This window comes from Pseudomonas sp. PHC1, assembly GCF_046487845.1.
GTDB classification, from domain to species: Bacteria; Pseudomonadota; Gammaproteobacteria; order Pseudomonadales; family Pseudomonadaceae; genus Aquipseudomonas; species Aquipseudomonas sputi.
On sequence record NZ_JBJXHJ010000002.1, the window covers coordinates 408,150 to 422,602 of the forward strand.

Sequence of the window (14,453 nt, forward strand, 5' to 3'; positions counted from 1 at the left end):
CCAGGAAGAGCTGCACTCCATGCGCCAACGCCTGCTACTCCCGGTATTAATCAGCACGATCCTGCAACTGAGCGGCTGCGCGGCTTACCGCAATTACGACCTGGAAATGCAGCAAACCAACGACCGGCTGATGCTCGGCGACTATCAGGGCGCCCTGGATGTGCTGGAGTGGCACAACCCGTGGGAAGACAAGGACCTGCTCTACTACTTCGAGAAGGGTTCGATTCTCAGCTTCGCCAACGCACGCCCGCAGAGCCAGAAAGCCTGGCGCAGCGCAGACCGGATGGTGTTCCAGCGCGAAGAAGCCGTGCCTTCCGCCCCCATGAAGCTGCTCAACCGGTTTGCCTATGAAATGGGCACCATGCTGGTCAACGACAAGCTCAGCCGCTACGAAGGCTACGACTACGAAAAGGTCATGCTGACTACGCAGATGGCCCTCAACCAATTGGGCGAAAGTGATTTCGACGGCGCACGGGCAGACATCAAGAAGACCCACGAACGTGAAGCACTGATCGCCCGCCAGCGGGAGCGCCAGTATGAAGAGCTCGAGGAACAGGCCAAAGGTCAAGGCATCGTCGTGCAATACAAGGATCTGCAGGGCTATCCCGTCACCACCCTGGACGCGCCAGCGGTGATTGAACTGAAGAACGGCTACCAGAGTGCTTTCAGCCATTACCTGGCCGGTTTCACCTATGAAGCGCTGGGCGAACGCGGCCTGGCCGCGCCGGGTTATCGCCAGGCGATCGAGTTGCGCCCGAACACACCCTTCCTCGAACAGGCGCTGCGCAATCTCGACCAGCCGCCCAAGGCCGATGAGAGCGACGTGCTGATCGTCGTTCAGAGTGGCCTGGCACCTGCCCGCAGTTCGGTGAGCGTGCCGATCCCGGTGCGGCTCAATGAAAATCTGGTCATCACTGCACCGATCTCGTTTCCCATTCTGGTGCCGGACACCGTCACACCAGCGTTCGACCACATCCTGGTGGATGGCCGCAAACGACCGCTGACCGTGATCAACAGCGTCACCGACATGGCGTTTCGTACGCTGCGCGATGACATGCCGGCGATCATTTCCCGGGCGATGTTCCGCGCCAACATGGCCGCCATTGCCCAGGCCCAGGAAAACGAACGCAATCCGGCCAAGGCCTCATTAGTTGTCACCGAGCACGACCCTTTTGAGGAGGCCGACACCAGAACCTGGCGCACGCTTCCCGACAAGACATTGGTGGCACGCATACGGCTGAAGAAAGGCGATCATCAATTCAATGCGCCCAATGCACCCGGAGCGTCATCGGTCACCCTGCGCATCGATCGCGAACACCAGTTGGTCAACCTGCGAGTTCTGAGAGATATCGCCAACGTAATCGGCGATGCCAGACTGCCGGATAAGTAATGGCACCGAACTAACCAGTGCAATTAAAAAGCTATTACATAGCCAGCATCGCCCGCTTATAATGCCGCGCCCGCGCTATCGCGTTGCGGCATTAAAGCTCCTCTTTTTATGAGGAATTGGCAGGAGGCCAGCGCCACTGCCGATCGGTCCCAGCAGCCCGACCCGCACCCGAGGCTGTCGCTACTCATGGAAGAAGTACCCCATGGCATTTCGCGCCCCCACCCTGATTGCGCTCAGCGCTGTCACCCTGCTGTCCGGCTGTTCGGCGTTTCGCAACTACGATTCCGAACTGGCCCAGACCAACCAGCAACTGGCCACCGGCAACGTCGACGCCGCCCTGACCTTGCTGGAAAAGAACAACACCGGCCCGGACAAGGACCTGCTCTATTACTTCGAGAAGGGTGAACTGCTGCGCGCCAAGGGCGACCTGTCAGGCAGCCAGAATGCCTGGACCAGCGCCGACCAGGTGGTGGGCAAGTGGGAAGATTCGGTCAAGCTCGACACCGACAAGTACCTGGCTCAGTTCGGCAGCTTCCTGGTCAACGACAAGGTGCGCCGCTACGAAGGCTACGACTACGAAAAGGTCATGCTGACCACGCAGATGGCCCTGAACCTGCTGGCGGTCAATGATTTCGACGGCGCCCGTACCGCGATCAAGAAGACTCACGAACGTGAAGCGGTGATCGCCGACCTGCGCGACAAGGAATACCTCAAGAGCGAAGAGGAAGCCGAGAAAGAAGGCATCAAGACCCAATACAAGGACTTGCAGGGCTACCCGGTCGCCAGCCTCGACGCACCGGAAGTGGTCGGCCTGAAAAACAGCTACCAGAGCGCGTTCAGCCATTACCTGGCCGGTTTCGTCTATGAAGCCCTGGGCGAAAAAGACCTCGCTGCGCCGGGCTATCGCAAGGCTGCCGAACTGCGCCCGAACACGCCGCTGCTGGAGCAGGCGCTGGTCAACCTCGACAAACCGGTCAAGAGCGATGACAGCGACATCCTGATCGTGGTGCAAAGCGGTCTGGCGCCGGCCCGCGATTCGATCCGCATCCCGCTGCCGCTGCCGATCTCCAACAGTGTGGTCATCACGCCGCTGTCGTTCCCGGTGATCAAGCCTGACACCTCCACCGCGACGTTCGCGCAGATCGGTGTCGATGGCCAACAGGTCGACCTGACCGCGCTCAACAGCACCACCGCCATGTCCCGCCGCGCCCTGCGCGATGACATGCCGGGGATCATCCTGCGCACCACCGTGCGCGCGATCACCAAGGGTGTGGCGCAGAAGAAGATCAACGAAACCAACCCGCTGGCCGGTCTGGCGGTCGGTATTTCTTCAGCTGTGCTCGAAGGTGCCGATACCCGTACGTGGCGTACTCTGCCGGACACGACTCAGGTCGTACGTCTGCGTTTGAAGAAAGGCGAGCACCACGTCACCCTGCCGAACGCCGTCGGTGGCTCTCAGGTCAAGGTCACCGTCGATCAGCGTTATCAGGTAATCACCCTGCGCGCCGTCGGCAATCAGGTGTTCGCCGCAGGCCTCGCCGCCCACGTCACCCCGAGTGCTGGCGCCACCGCCGTGGCCAGCCTCAAACAACCTTAAGAACGGAGTCTTTGCATGCGCTTCAAACTCATCGCCGTCGCCGCCCTCGCCCTGCTGGCGAGCGGCTGCGCCACCCCGCCACCACCGGAGCCGGGCAGTGCCGCGAGCAAGGTCGTGGCCATGGGCCCGCAGAAACACATCGTGGTCGGCGCGATGCGCGTGGCCCGCGAAAACGGTTTCATGACCGTCAACGTGCAGTTGAGCAACACCCTCAACAGCAACAAGACGTTCTACTACCGCTTCGCCTGGCTCGGGCCGGAAGGTTTCCCGATCGCCGAAGAAGAAGTCTGGAAGAGCCAGATGATGTACGGCGCCCAGACCAGCTTCATCCAGGGCATCGCCCCGACACCCAAAGCCGTGGACTTCCGTCTGGAACTCAAGACGCCTTAAGCCCGACACCCCATTCCCGATTCAGAGAGCATTCCCATGTTTGCACGCTTTTCCTTCATCGCCGTCCTCGCCCTGCTGGCCAGCGGTTGCGCCAACACTTCGCCGACCCTGGGCAACAAGAACATCAGCTACGGCGACACCAAGGCCGTTGAAACCGTGACCAACGAATTCGGCTCCACCGACCTGCAGATGATCGCCGAGTCGATGACCCGTTCCCTGGCCCAGTCCGGCATTTTGCAGGGCCGCCCGGTGGTGCAGGTCTACGACGTGAAGAACAAGACCAGCGAATACATCGACACCCGCGAAATCACCACCAGCATCAAGACCCAGCTGATGAAGTCCGGCACCGCCCGTTTCGCCAGCGACAACACCGCGATGCAGAGCCAGGTCGACCAACTCAAGCTGCAAAACCAGAGCGGCCTGTACAAGAAGAGCACCGTGGCCAAGACTGGCAACATGATCGCCGCCAAATACCGTCTTGAAGGCTCGATCAGCTCGATCGTCAAGCGCAGCAGCGACTACAAGGACGTCTTCTACAAATTCAGCCTGCAACTGATCGACGTTGAAAGCGGTCTGGCCGAGTGGATGGACGAAAAAGAGATCCGCAAAACCACGGAGCGTTAATCGATGCGCACATGGATTGGCATGATGGCCCTGGCTTGCGCGTTCAGCGTGCAGGCGGCCCCGAAAGTCGCGGTGACGGATCTGGCGTACCAGGAACGGGTGGAGCAATACATCCACATCGTTTCGTCGAAGAGCAATTACCGCGAGGGCTATTACAGCTCCAGCGGTTCTTCGAGCTACAACGAGTTCGAAGCCAACACCAGCTACATCGAGCAGGCCGAGCTGCGTAAATTCACTGGCGATATCAAGGGTGAAATCCTGCGCACCGGGATGTTCCAGCTGATACAGGGCACCCCGTACACCGCCTCGTCCAAGGGTGACATCTACGATGTGATCAAGCGGATCAAGGCCGGCAACTTCAAGGGCGCCGACTACGTGCTGTTCGGCACCGTGTCGGACATCGACTTCACCCAGGACGTCAACGAGCTGGCGAACACCGACAGCTATTCCGCCGTGCTGGGCCTGACGCTGGTGGCCGACTTCAGCCTGATCAACACCAAGACCTACGAAATCACTTCGGCCTTTACGGCGATGGGTGAAGCGCAGGACACGAAACTGGTGAACCACCGCGATATCAAGATTTCGCTGAACCGCCCACGGGTGGTGCGCGACGTCTCGAAGGCGCTGGGCGAAGACGTGGCCGGACAGCTGAGCATGCAGCTCGGCGGTGGCGGTTATGAGCAGCCGCGCGAGCCGCAGCAACGCAATAATCTGCCGCGTGATACGGCACCGGTGATTCTGCGCTGATCGATCGCCGGAAACGAAAAAGGCGACCTGCAAAGGTCGCCTTTTTTAATGCCTGTACGCTTTACGCGGCCGCTTTGCGCAGTGTGGCCATGAACGCCGCTGCGCCAATGAACAGGCCGGCAAACGTGCGGTTCATGCGTCGCTGCTGGGTCGGGGTACGCAACAGGCGCAATACCTTCGACGCCAGACCGGTGTAGCCGGCCATGACAATCAGGTCGACCGCGATCATGGTCACGCCGATCACCACATACTGGATCAGCAGTGGTGCATGCGGATTGATGAACTGCGGCAGTACCGCGAGCATGAACACCAGAGCCTTGGGGTTGCTGATGTTCACCAGAAAACCACGGAACACCAGCGCCAGCGGCTTGCCGATCGGCCGAACCGCCGCGTCGTCACTCATGTCCATCGGCAGGGCGCGCCACTGCTTGATCGCCAGATAAACCAGATAGGCAACACCGAACCATTTGATCGCGTGAAAGGCCGTGGCCGAGGCGGTGAGGATCGCGCCGACACCGGCACCCACGATGGCAATCTGCACAGCCAGGCCGATCTGCAGGCCCAGGGCATTCCAGTAGCCGCGCCAGAAACCGTATTGCAGGCCGCTGGACATCGACGCAATGGCGCCGGCACCCGGAGAAAGACTGATCACCCAGCAGGCGGCAAAAAACGCCAGCCATGTTTGAAGCTCCATCGCACACCTCGACTCGGACTCGTGACAATCCTCAAAGCTAATGCGGATTTGGCTGGATGACTACCGATTTTTTGCAGGATGTTGCGGCCGCCGACCAACGCAGCCGGCGTCCGGTCACTTTTCGAAACCGCTGGAAGGGAAGACATCCGTGCCGCGCCAGCGTCGCACCGAACGCTGGAAGAACAGGCTGTTGGGCACTTGCACCATGGCGCTGCCGGTGCCGAGTTCTTCGGCTTCGATCAACGTGGTGTAGAGCAGATTGATCGCCACCACCCGACCTTTGACGCCCGGTTTGTCGGTGGTGTCCACCAATTCGACCACGTCGCCGAGACGGAACGGGCCGACGGTGAAAATCAGAATCGCGCAGAGCAGGTTCGACAGCACACTCCACATGGCGAAGAACGCGACCGCCGCCACCGCGACGAAGCCCGACAGCGCAGTCCAGAGCACCGTGGCCGAGACCCCGAGGCGTTCCAGCACGAAGATCAGCGCACTGCCCATGATCAGCCAGCGCAGACCGCCGCGCAGCGGCATCAGCAGCTGCGGCGGCAACGGATACTTTTCGCCCAGGCCGGTCAGGAACCGGGCGACGACGCGCTGAGCGACGTAGCCGGCCAGCAGAATCAGCAGGATCTGCACGCCGAGCCAGATCGGCTCGACCCACATCGCCGGCAATGGAAGTCTGAAGGCTTCCATCAGGACAACGCCTCCAGCTCCGCCTGCATGCTTTCCAGCGTTTCCAGAGCTTGCATCCACGCTTCTTCAAGCTCGCCTTCGCGGACTTTCAGCCTGGCCTGCTCGGCCAGCAGGTCACGCAGTTCGTTCTTGCGCGCCGGGTCGTAGAGGTCGCTGTCGCCAAGGCTGGCATCGACCTTGGCCAGTTTCTCGTGCAGCTTGCCGAGCTCGGCTTCGAGTTTATCGGCTTCGCGCTTGTGCGGTGCCAGCTGCTGACGCAACGCAGCGGCGGCCTGGCGCTGGGCCTTCTTGTCGGTCTTGTCCGGATTGACCGGCGTGTTGCTGACCGGGGCGTTACGCTGACGGTACTCGACCAGCCAACGGGCGTAGTCTTCAAGGTCGCCATCGAACTCCTCGACCTTGCCATCCGCCACCAGGAAGAAGTTGTCGGTGGTGCTCTTGAGCAAATGCCGATCGTGGGAAACCACCAGCACCGCGCCGCTGAACTCCTGCAACGCCATGGTCAGCGCCAAACGCATTTCCAGGTCGAGGTGGTTGGTCGGTTCGTCGAGCAGCAACAGGTTCGGCCGCTCCCAGGCAATCAACGCCAGGGCCAGACGGGCCTTCTCGCCACCGGAGAAATTCAGCACCGGCTCGTCGATCCGCGCACCCCGGAAATCGAAACCACCAAGGAAGTCGCGCAGGGTCTGCTCGCGTTCGGTCGGTGCCAGACGCTGCAAATGCAGCAACGGGCTGGCCTTGGCGTCCAGCGAGTCGAGCTGATGCTGGGCGAAGTAACCGACCACGGTGTTTTCACCGCGAGTCAGGCGTCCGGCCAGCGGTTCGAGCTCGCCGGCGAGGTTCTTGATCAGGGTCGACTTGCCCGCACCGTTGGGGCCAAGCAAGCCGATCCGCGCGCCGGGGGTCAGTTGCAGCTTGACCTTCTCCAGCACAGTTTTCTCGCCATAACCCAGACGTGCATCGGACAGGTCGATCAGCGGGCTGGAAATCTTGGTCGACTCACGGAATACGAAGTCGAACGGCGAATCGACGTGGGCCGCCGACAGCTCCTCCATCCGCTCCAGCGCCTTGATCCGGCTCTGGGCCTGACGGGCCTTGGTGGCCTGGGCCTTGAACCGGGCGATGTAGCTTTCCATGTGCGCACGCTGCGCCTGCTGCTTCTCGTAGGCCTGTTGCTGCTGGGCCAGACGCTCGGCACGGGCGCGTTCGAACGCGGTGTAGCCGCCACGGTAGAGCGTCAGTTTGCGCTGATCGACGTGGGCCACGTGATCGACCACTTCATCGAGGAAATCCCGGTCGTGGGAAATCAGCAGCAAAGTGCCGGGGTAACTTTTCAGCCACTCTTCGAGCCAGATGATGGCGTCGAGGTCCAGGTGGTTGGTCGGTTCGTCGAGCAGCAGCAGGTCCGATGGGCACATCAAAGCCTGCGCAAGGTTCAGACGCATCCGCCAGCCACCGGAGAAATCTCCTACCTGACGATCCATCTGCTCGTTAGTGAAACCGAGACCGGCGAGCAGCTTGCGCGCCCGCGCATCGGCGGTGTAGCCATCGGCGCTGTCCAGTTCGGCGTGCAGGCGGGCCAGCGCGGTGCCGTCGTGGGCCTCTTCGGCCGCTGCAAGCTCACGCTGCACTTCGCGCAGACGCAGGTCGCCGTCGAGCACATAGTCAACCGCCAGGCGTTCGAGCGTGTCGACCTCCTGGCGCATGTGGGCGATACGCCAGTCGGCCGGCAGCAGGCAGTCGCCCGAGTCCGGGTGCAACTCACCGCGGAGCAGGGCGAACAGGCTGGATTTGCCGGCGCCGTTGGCACCGATGAGGCCGGCTTTGTGGCCGGCGTGCAGGGTCAGCTCGGCGTCTTCTAGCAGACGTTGCGGGCCACGCTGTAAAGTCAGGTTCTGAAGTCGGATCATAATGGCGGCGGAGTCTACCAGCTTCCCCCGCAACTGGCGCGAGTAGCACGATGTCCTCTGACCTGTGGAGCTTTGCCCTTGCCGTCTACGCCCGTCCCGGCGTGGAGGATGCCTGCCTGCGTCTGCAATCGACCGGGGCCAATGTATGCCTGATGCTTTGCGGCCTGTGGCTGGAACAACGCGATGCCACCTGCAACGAGACGCGAGCCCGGCAACTTGTTGAACTGACAGAGCCTTGGGACCGGGAGGTGGTGCAACCGTTGCGCACACTGCGCATGCAGTGGAAGGCGCTGGCCGAAACCGATCCGGTGCTCAAGGGGATGCGCGAGCAGATCAAGGGACTGGAACTGGAAGCGGAACGTGCGCTGCTGTCTCGACTTGAAGGAGTTGCGCAGGGCTGGAAGCGTCATTCGAAGGAGTCGAGTGACTGGCTGCAAGTGCTGGCCGGCCCGACGGCCAACCTGAACCGCGACGCGCTGCAAGTGCTGCGCGTCGCGGCGACCGGCGCTTAGGAAGCGCTGGACGGGTTGCTGGCGACGCTCGACACCGGCGCCGACGATGGCGTGGTTGCGGTGGTCGAGGTAGTGGCGGCGGGTGCTGGTGCAGCGGTCGCAGCCGGAGTTGCCGGTGCGGCAGGTTTGGCCGCAGGAGCAGCGGTCGGTTTTGCTGCCGCTGGTTTGGCGGCAGCAGGCTTGGCAGCGGCAGGTTTTTTTACCGCAGGTTTCGCTGCTGGCTTGGCGGCCGGTTTAGCGGTGGTCGTTGCAGGCTTGGCGGCGGCAGCCGGTTTGGCGGCGGGTTTTGCAGCGGGTTTGGCCGCAGCTTTTACCGCAGGCTTGGCCGCTGGTTTCGCTGCTGCTTTAGCAGCGGGTTTTGCCGCAACCGGTTTGGCAGCGGTTTTCGCCGCAGGCTTGGCAGCAGCTGTTTTGACGGCTGGTTTAGCGGCGGCTTTAACGGCTGGTTTTGCTGCCGGCTTGGCGGCTGCTTTGGCAACTGGCTTGGCAGCAGGTTTCGCAGCGGCAGTACTCGCTGAAGCCGCTTTCGCAGCAGCAGTTCTCGCCGCAGGTTTGGCGGCTGGTTTTGCAGCAGCTGACTTGGCGGCAGCTGGTTTGGCTGCTGTGGTTTTGGCCGCAGGTTTAGCAGCGCTGGCGGCTGCGGGTTTCTTCGCGGCTGGTTTTGCAGCGGCTTTCACTGGCGCTTTTGCAGGGGCTTTTGCAGGAGCCTTGGCCGGGGCTTTTGCAGCAGGTTTGGCGGCTGCTTTTTTCGCAGGTGCCGCTGCCGGTTTGGCCGAACGCAGGGACAACGCCTTGCCGACGGCCTCTTGAACACGACCGACACCCTGAGCCAGTTTCAGGCTTTCCTGGGCATCGCGCTTGAGTTGCAGAATGTAGCTGCGGGTATCGGACTGACGTTCCTTCAGCGCATCGAGCAGGTCTTCGAGTTCCTTCACGGCAGCCTTGGCCTTGGTCTGCGCCTTGGCTTTACCGGCTGCTGCTGCGTCCTGCAATTTGGTGCGGGACTTGTGCAGTTTTTCTTGCGCCTTGCCGCGTTGCTTTTCCAGTTTGGCGAGCAGTTTTTCAGCATCAGCCAAGGCTTGGGAGCAAGCGTTTTCCAGATGCTCGAGCAGGCTGCCCGAGAGTTGTTGGAGTAAGTGCAACGGAGTGTTTACAGGCTTCTTGGTGGCCGACATGGTTTACCTCCTGGCTGACGTGAGTGCGGCTCATACTAGACCTCTGCTGCTACCGCCGCTAGGGCATGTTGACAGTATCGAAAGCACTCGGTTGCAGGCTTGCGTAAAACTTCTGCGCATTGGCAAAAGCAGTTCACCGTTGCAGACGTTCGCGCTGGCATAATCCACCGCAATTCAGGACGGAGAGTGCCCATGTCGCGCTACCTTTTTTTATCCCTCTGCATGATTTTTTCCGTGGCTCAGGCCGACGAAAAAACCACCGCGAATGATGCCCATGATCTGGCTTACAGCCTGGGCGCCAGCCTCGGTGAGCGGCTCCGCCAGGAGGTGCCGCAGCTCCAGATCCAGGCGTTGATCGAAGGCCTGCAACAGGCCTATCAAGGCAAGCCGCTGGCACTGAGCGAAGCACGCATCGAGCAGATTCTGGCCGATCACGAATCGCAGACAGCCGAGCAGGCGGCGATGCCTTCGACTGAAGCCGCGATGGAAAACGAGCGACGTTTTCTCACCGCCGAAAAAGCCAGGCCGGGTGTGAAAGAGTTAGCCGACGGCATCCTGCTGACCGAGCTGACGCCGGGGAATGGCGCGAAGGCCGGTCCTGATGGAAAAGTGCAGGTGCTATACATCGGCCGGCTGCCGGATGGCTCCGTGTTCGATCAGAACAGCCAGCCGCAGTGGTTCAATCTCGACAGTGTGATCGCAGGCTGGCGTACCGCGCTGCAGAACATGCCGGTAGGCGCGAAGTGGCGCCTGGTGATCCCATCGGATCAGGCTTATGGCGCCGACGGTGCCGGCGACTTGATCGCGCCGTTCACGCCGCTGGTGTTCGAAGTGGAATTGCGCGGCGCGACCAGTTGATCGCCCAATAAAAAACGGTGCGCCTGGGGCGCACCGTTTCTGTGTCTTGCGAGGTTCGGTTCAGGCCTGAACCGAATCCTCTTCCTTGTGTGCGGTATGCAGCACTTCAATCAGGCAGTCTTCCAGCTCGAAGCGCTCATGAAGCAGGCCGCCCAGCTCCTTGAATTTCTCCGCAACGCATTTGCCTTCATCGCAGAGGTCGTTGAACGCGAGCAGTTTTTCGGTGATGACATCGATCCGCGGATAGATCGTCTCGGCCAGTTCCAGACCGCGCTTGTCGTTGAAGGCCTTGGCCTCGCTCGTCAGCTGTTCGTAGATCTCGAAGTGCCCGGCCGAGACATAATCGACCAGCACGCCACAGAATTCCTGCAAGGGCTTTCTATCCTCGGACAGCGCTTGAGGTTTGGCACCCAGCTTGTCATAGGCAGCGATCAACTCCTCACGCTCCTGGAGCCAGCGGTCGATCAGCAGATGAACTCCACCCCAACGTTCCTGAGCATTCTGACAACTTTCGAGCATGGCGATCTCTCTTCCCTTGTGGGTCATGCTGCCCTACACCCGCGCCTCTTCTTGTGGCTATTGCTTTGAGAGGCGGCCAGGCAGAGCGTCATCGAGCAACATAATTCCAATGACACGTGCGGGCCAGATTATGCCCGCACGCCTATGGCTTCAAGGTACGCAGGAGAGAAAGTTCATACAAGTGTTTAATCCCTGACCAGCGCCGGGTACGACGGTTGGCCGCTGAGCGGTCGCTGCAGAGCCATCCAGACCAGCCGCAGCAACTGGTAAGCGGCGAGGATCGACATCCCCACGAAAAACAGCAGACTCCACTCAGGAATACTCAGATCGAACAGAGTCCAGGATAATTCCGTGCAATCGGCAGAGTCGTAGAACATCCGCCTCAGTGCGCATAACCATGGCAGGCTGCTGAACATTTCCTGAGGATCGGGCGTGCAATGCGCCAGCCTCTGCAGCGAATCACCTTGCAACAACACTTGCCGCCATGCCGCCGTCATACCGCCGAGACTGCTCAGCAACACCATTATCCAATACAGCGACAGACCGAAACGCTGTGGTCCATGGATCGCCGCCACACCACAAAAACCGGTGAGTGCGCTCATGAACAGACGCTGGACCAGGCACAGACTGCAGGGCACCAGACCAATTGCGTATTCCAGGTAATAGGAAGCTCCCAGGGCCAGAATCCCCGCAGTGAAAGCCATAAAGAACAGGGAACGTGAGCAGGCCAACGACATGGCTTATCCGTAACAATAAAGACAGGCAGTTACGGTAGAGGAAAGGGCCTTGGGCTTTCAAGGCGAGTCGCTGACGACACTTCACCAGAAGTGTAGGGAAATCCCGACAGACATCGAAGGATTCGGTGTAGTCCACTGTAGGATTTTACTTGGGAAGGGATTCACCGGTAACTATTCAGTCACCGGGAAAGAAAAGGAGGAGCACGCTCCTCCTTTCTGATCACGCTCGAACCGCTACAGGTAATGGCGCAGCCAGCAATCGTTCATCCAGCATACCGAGCCCTTCCTGGAACAGCAGATTGCTGCGTTCGGTATCGCCGAGCCGGGCCAGCAGGCGCGCCAACTCGGCGCACGCTTCCGGATTGCGCTGCACTCGCAGGCTGCTTTCCAGATAATCCCGCGCCTTGCCCCACAGACTGGCTTGCAGGCACAAACGTCCCAGCGTCAGCAGCAGGCTGGCATCGCCCGGATGATCCTTGAGCCAACCTTCGGCCGTCTGCAACTGACGTGCTGGATCACTGCCGCGCACCAGACCGTAAAGGCGCGCCAGATGGCTGTCGTACTTGCGCTTGAGCGCCGTGCGCAACACCTCTTCCGCTTCGACCTGAGCGCCCAGCTGACGCAGTTGCTCGGCGTAGGCCAGCACCAGCGCCGGCTCCTGGCGCTGGGCAGACGTCAGTTGCTGCCAGGCACGGTTGAGCGATTGCAAACCGACCGTGCCATCTTCTTCGCGCCGGGCGGCCAGGGACAGGTTTTCTCCCCAGGCGCGGCGCTCCAATTCGATCAGTTCGGCCGGTGGCAGGACTTTGTCCTTGCGCAGCTCCGGCAACAGCCGGATCACGGACGACCAGTCACCGCGCTGCTGATGCAGACGCTGCAACTGGCGCAAGGTCTGGGCATTGTGCGGATGGCGCTCGTGCATCGCTTGCAAGGTGACCAGCGCCCCATCGGTATCGCCACGATCGGTCTGCAACTGCGCATGGCTGAGGGCGATCGCCAGTTCGGCCTGCGGCTGACGTTCAAGGGCGCGCTCCAACAGGCGATCGCTTTCCTCATAGTTGCCTTGCTCGTTGGCGGCCCGAGCGGCACCCAGGTAATACAGCAACGGCTGACGCTCGGCTTCGGCGGCCCGGTACAGGTGACGCTGGGCACTGGCCCAGCGGCCTTCGGCCAGGTCGAGCTGACCATGCTCGATTGCCACCTGCACGCGACGGCTGCGGTTGCGCCGCGACCAGGGATTGACCACGCCACCGGAGGTCAGCACCAGTTCGACCAGTGCCTTGATGCCCCAGACCAGCAGCCACAACACCGCCACCACTGCCAGGGTCGCCCACAGGCTCGATTCATAACGAAAGCTTTTGTAGGCGACCAGCACGTAACCGGAATGCTCGGCAATCGCCAGGCCCAGCGCCGCCGTTGCCGCGATCACCAGAAACACGATCACATACAGGCGCTTCATGGTGTCGCCTCCTGCGCGGTGCTGGCGGCCGGTTTGGCGAAGGGTTTCACCGAGTCTTCGGCGTTGACGTTGCGGCGCTCCAGATACGCCTGCACTGCGCTCAACGTTGCGGCGAGATCCGGCGTATTGACGGTCACCGGTTGTTTGCTCAACTCCATGACCTGCTCAAGCATGATTTTGCTCTGCGGGTTGTCCGGGTTGAAGTTGCCCGTGAGGACGTCACGCGCCTCCGCCAGGGCCTGGGTGTACACCGGCGCCTGACCGTTGAGCGCGGCCCATTGCGCCTGTTCGAGCGAAAGGCTGAGGGCCAGACGCACCTGGCTCAGGCTCTGGCCGGCAAGCAGCGGCCGGACGTTTTGGTCAGCGTTGAAATCGATGCGGATGTAGCGCGAGATCTGATCCCACCACTGCGCCCAGCGACTGGCGCCGTCGCCATCGGCGGTCAGGCCCAGCAGCGAATCACCGCGATCCTTGTACTCCGGCGCCAGCTCGGTGAGGCCGACGACCTGATCGCGCAAGGCGCCCAGGCGCAGGAACAGCCCGGTGCGATCCGGCTGCTCGGTGCTGCGCAGCGCTATCAGGGTTTTCGCCACTTGCTCGCGGGCGGCGAACGAGCCGGGGTCATTCTGCTCGCGCAGGATTTCATCGGCACCCTGCACCAGCGCCTGGGCGCTGCTGATGTCCTGCAGGGCGGAAAGACGCAGGCTGGCCAGACGCAGCAAATGCTCGGCCTCGGCCAGACGCCAGTCCTTGCGGCTGGCGCCGAGGACGGTTTCCAGACGTTGATTGAGGCGTTGCTGATCGCCCTGAAGCTGGGTCACCAGACGCTGGCGATCGGCAAGTTCATCGGCGCCGGGCAATTGCCCGAGACGCTCGGTCAGTCGTTGCTCATTGAGCTTCAGGGTCTGGGCCTGATCGCTCAACGCCTGCACCTGACTCAACTGATTCTGCGTATTGGCCTGCAGGTGTCGCACCTGCCAGACACCCCAGCCACCCACCGCAACGCCGGCGGCGCCGAGCAGCAGCGCGAGAATGGCCAATCCGTTGCCTCGGCGTGGTTCGGCGGCCGGTGGCAGTGCATCAACCGGCGCATCGATCACAGGTTGAACGTCATCTTTAGGCAAGGCTGTTTCGCTCACGTATCC

The 14,453-nt window shown here is 61.4% G+C and carries 15 protein-coding genes; 7 read left to right on the forward strand and 8 right to left on the reverse strand.

All coding sequences use genetic code 11. The features are described from left to right. Positions 1-19: 19 nt before the first annotated feature. The 5 genes from ACKJSM_RS04455 (at position 20) to ACKJSM_RS04475 (ending at position 4,748) form a co-directional block, all read left to right on the forward strand. Positions 20-1,390: a COG3014 family protein gene (locus ACKJSM_RS04455; RefSeq protein ID WP_410236728.1), complete on the forward strand. Its 1,371-nt coding sequence runs from the start codon at positions 20-22 to the stop codon at positions 1,388-1,390. A 202-nt stretch (positions 1,391-1,592) separates the two neighbouring features. Continuing rightward, the gene (locus ACKJSM_RS04460) at positions 1,593-2,987 is read left to right on the forward strand and encodes a COG3014 family protein (RefSeq protein ID WP_410236730.1); all 1,395 of its coding nucleotides are present in this window, start codon (positions 1,593-1,595) and stop codon (positions 2,985-2,987) included. A 15-nt stretch (positions 2,988-3,002) separates the two neighbouring features. Continuing rightward, positions 3,003-3,377, forward strand: a complete 375-nt coding sequence (locus tag ACKJSM_RS04465) for a YcfL family protein (protein ID WP_011336502.1) — start codon at positions 3,003-3,005, stop codon at positions 3,375-3,377. A 36-nt stretch (positions 3,378-3,413) separates the two neighbouring features. Then, a complete protein-coding gene (gene lpoB / locus ACKJSM_RS04470; protein ID WP_410236731.1) occupies positions 3,414-4,001 on the forward strand; it encodes a penicillin-binding protein activator LpoB in 588 nt (195 codons plus the stop codon). A 3-nt stretch (positions 4,002-4,004) separates the two neighbouring features. Beyond that, a complete protein-coding gene (locus tag ACKJSM_RS04475) occupies positions 4,005-4,748 on the forward strand; it encodes a penicillin-binding protein activator LpoB (protein WP_410236732.1) in 744 nt (247 codons plus the stop codon). 61 nt (positions 4,749-4,809) lie between these two features. Here the strand turns inward: ACKJSM_RS04475 and ACKJSM_RS04480 are convergent, their stop codons facing one another. The 3 genes from ACKJSM_RS04480 to ACKJSM_RS04490 form a co-directional block, all read right to left on the reverse strand. Beyond that, the gene (locus ACKJSM_RS04480) at positions 4,810-5,442 is read right to left on the reverse strand and encodes a LysE family transporter (RefSeq protein ID WP_064600316.1); all 633 of its coding nucleotides are present in this window, start codon (positions 5,440-5,442) and stop codon (positions 4,810-4,812) included. Between the two features lie 114 nt (positions 5,443-5,556). After that, a complete protein-coding gene (locus tag ACKJSM_RS04485) occupies positions 5,557-6,138 on the reverse strand; it encodes a mechanosensitive ion channel family protein (RefSeq protein ID WP_236182545.1) in 582 nt (193 codons plus the stop codon). Next, a complete protein-coding gene (locus tag ACKJSM_RS04490; RefSeq protein WP_339486474.1) occupies positions 6,138-8,048 on the reverse strand; it encodes an ATP-binding cassette domain-containing protein in 1,911 nt (636 codons plus the stop codon). Before ACKJSM_RS04490 ends, ACKJSM_RS04485 begins: the two co-directional genes overlap by 1 nt. 50 nt (positions 8,049-8,098) lie before the next feature. Between ACKJSM_RS04490 and ACKJSM_RS04495 the strand changes: the two genes are divergently transcribed. Continuing rightward, a complete protein-coding gene (locus ACKJSM_RS04495) occupies positions 8,099-8,560 on the forward strand; it encodes a TIGR02444 family protein (protein WP_410236733.1) in 462 nt (153 codons plus the stop codon). On the opposite strand, the gene ACKJSM_RS04500 is transcribed toward ACKJSM_RS04495, so the two are convergent. After that, positions 8,557-9,735 carry an AlgP family protein gene (locus tag ACKJSM_RS04500; protein ID WP_410236734.1) on the reverse strand — a complete coding sequence of 393 codons (1,179 nt, stop codon included), beginning with the start codon at positions 9,733-9,735 and terminating at the stop codon, positions 8,557-8,559. The genes ACKJSM_RS04495 and ACKJSM_RS04500 overlap by 4 nt on opposite strands. 192 nt (positions 9,736-9,927) lie before the next feature. Here ACKJSM_RS04500 and ACKJSM_RS04505 point away from each other — a divergent pair, with 192 nt between their 5' ends. Continuing rightward, entirely contained in the window at positions 9,928-10,593 is a 666-nt protein-coding gene (locus tag ACKJSM_RS04505) for an FKBP-type peptidyl-prolyl cis-trans isomerase (protein ID WP_410236735.1), read from the forward strand. 60 nt (positions 10,594-10,653) lie between these two features. Here ACKJSM_RS04505 and rsd read toward each other — a convergent pair whose 3' ends face one another. The 4 genes from rsd to ACKJSM_RS04525 all read right to left on the reverse strand — a co-directional run bounded on the left by rsd (position 10,654) and on the right by ACKJSM_RS04525 (position 14,447). Then, on the reverse strand, positions 10,654-11,112 hold the full coding sequence (gene rsd / locus ACKJSM_RS04510) for a sigma D regulator (protein WP_236182540.1): 459 nt from the start codon (positions 11,110-11,112) through the stop codon (positions 10,654-10,656). A 185-nt stretch (positions 11,113-11,297) separates the two neighbouring features. After that, entirely contained in the window at positions 11,298-11,849 is a 552-nt protein-coding gene (locus ACKJSM_RS04515) for a disulfide bond formation protein B (protein WP_410236737.1), read from the reverse strand. A 220-nt stretch (positions 11,850-12,069) separates the two neighbouring features. After that, positions 12,070-13,308: a heme biosynthesis protein HemY gene (locus ACKJSM_RS04520; protein WP_339486470.1), complete on the reverse strand. Its 1,239-nt coding sequence runs from the start codon at positions 13,306-13,308 to the stop codon at positions 12,070-12,072. Further along, on the reverse strand, positions 13,305-14,447 hold the full coding sequence (locus tag ACKJSM_RS04525; RefSeq protein WP_410236738.1) for a uroporphyrinogen-III C-methyltransferase: 1,143 nt from the start codon (positions 14,445-14,447) through the stop codon (positions 13,305-13,307). The genes ACKJSM_RS04520 and ACKJSM_RS04525 overlap by 4 nt, the downstream gene beginning before the upstream one ends. Between the last annotated feature and the right edge of the window lie 6 nt (positions 14,448-14,453).